This window comes from Komagataeibacter intermedius TF2 (genome assembly GCF_000964425.1).
GTDB classification, from domain to species: domain Bacteria; phylum Pseudomonadota; class Alphaproteobacteria; order Acetobacterales; family Acetobacteraceae; genus Komagataeibacter; species Komagataeibacter intermedius.
The window spans coordinates 1-1,197 of the sequence record NZ_BANF01000299.1 but is presented as its reverse complement, the minus strand read 5'-3'; the positions used below and the strand labels follow the sequence as shown (position 1 = coordinate 1,197).

Below are 1,197 nucleotides of genomic sequence, written 5' to 3'. Positions count from 1 at the left end.
GAATGCAGGTCGATGGATTCCTGCATCGTGCCTTCGTGGTGTTCAGCAGCCTTCACGCCGGTATCGGCAATGTAGCGGAAGGGGGAGTTCGCGGGCAGGGCGGCAGCACCGTCCTTGATGGACCCCTTGGTCCAGAAATCGGTCATGACCTGCTTGGCCGCGTTCATGACACGTGCCTGCTCAAAGAACTTGGTGATCATGATGTACCATGTGCCAAGCGACATGAAGACCATGATCAGCAGGACGCCACGGGCAATGAAGTCGCCATTGGCCCACAGCGCGCCCAGACCGTACGGGTTACCCTCGGGTGCCTTGGGGGCATCGGCCGGGGGGGCTGCATCGGCGGCGGGCGCCGGGGCTGCGGGCTCTGCCGGGGCGGCAGGCGCGGCATCAGCAGCGGGCGCGGCCTCGGACGGGGTGGAGGCCTGCGGGGCCGGGGCATCCGTGCCGGGGGCCGGGGTGGCGGCAGCGCCGCTGCCATCGGTTGCGGGGGCGGAAACCGCCGGTGCCGTGGCCGCATCGCTAGCGGCCGGGGCGGCGTCCTGTGCCAGCGCGGCGAGCGGGGATGCCGCGCACAGCATGGCAGCGAAAGCAGCCGAGGCAACAAGAGTGTGTTTACGATGCAGTCTGATCATTTAACCAAAATCCTCTGGAGCAGGATGTTTTTTCCGAGGCGGCGGGGTGCTGCCGGCCCCCGCCGTGCCTGACCTAACACTCAGGCTCAGTCATTCAGACTGAACGTGATCGTATAGAGATGGTGGAACTCCTTGACGGGCACACCATTTTTGACAGCCGGCGCATAACGCGAACGGCGGACCGCCTTCAGCGCGGCATCAGCGAATGCCTGGCCACCCTTTACGCTGACCACCTGACAGTTGCTGGTCACACCGGTCGCTTCCACGTCACATGCCACGGACACGACGCCTTCACGGCCTTCTTCCGACATTTCCTCCGGATATTCCGGCACGACATGGTTCAGCGGCGACGTGCCTGCCGAATGATCGGGCACGGGCGGCGCGTTGGACACGGGCGCATCAGCCGGCGGGGCTGCCTTTGCGGGCGGCATCGCCTTCGGCGGCTTCGTGTGGGTCACCTTCATCGGCGGCGGCGGCGTCGGAACCTGAATTTTCGGCGGCGGAATATACGGCGGCGGCGGCTGCGTAATTTCCGGCGGCGGCGGTGGCGGCGGCGGCGGTG

The 1,197-nt window shown here is 66.3% G+C and carries 1 protein-coding gene and 1 pseudogene; both read right to left on the bottom strand.

Annotation, left to right across the window (positions count from 1 at the left end; all coding sequences use genetic code 11):
- Positions 1-635: pseudogene (locus B7449_RS17185) on the bottom strand (MotA/TolQ/ExbB proton channel family protein); the annotation flags it as partial.
- Between the two features lie 86 nt (positions 636-721).
- On the bottom strand, positions 722-1,197 hold a 476-nt coding region (locus tag B7449_RS17180; protein WP_048883908.1), incomplete at its 5' end, for an energy transducer TonB.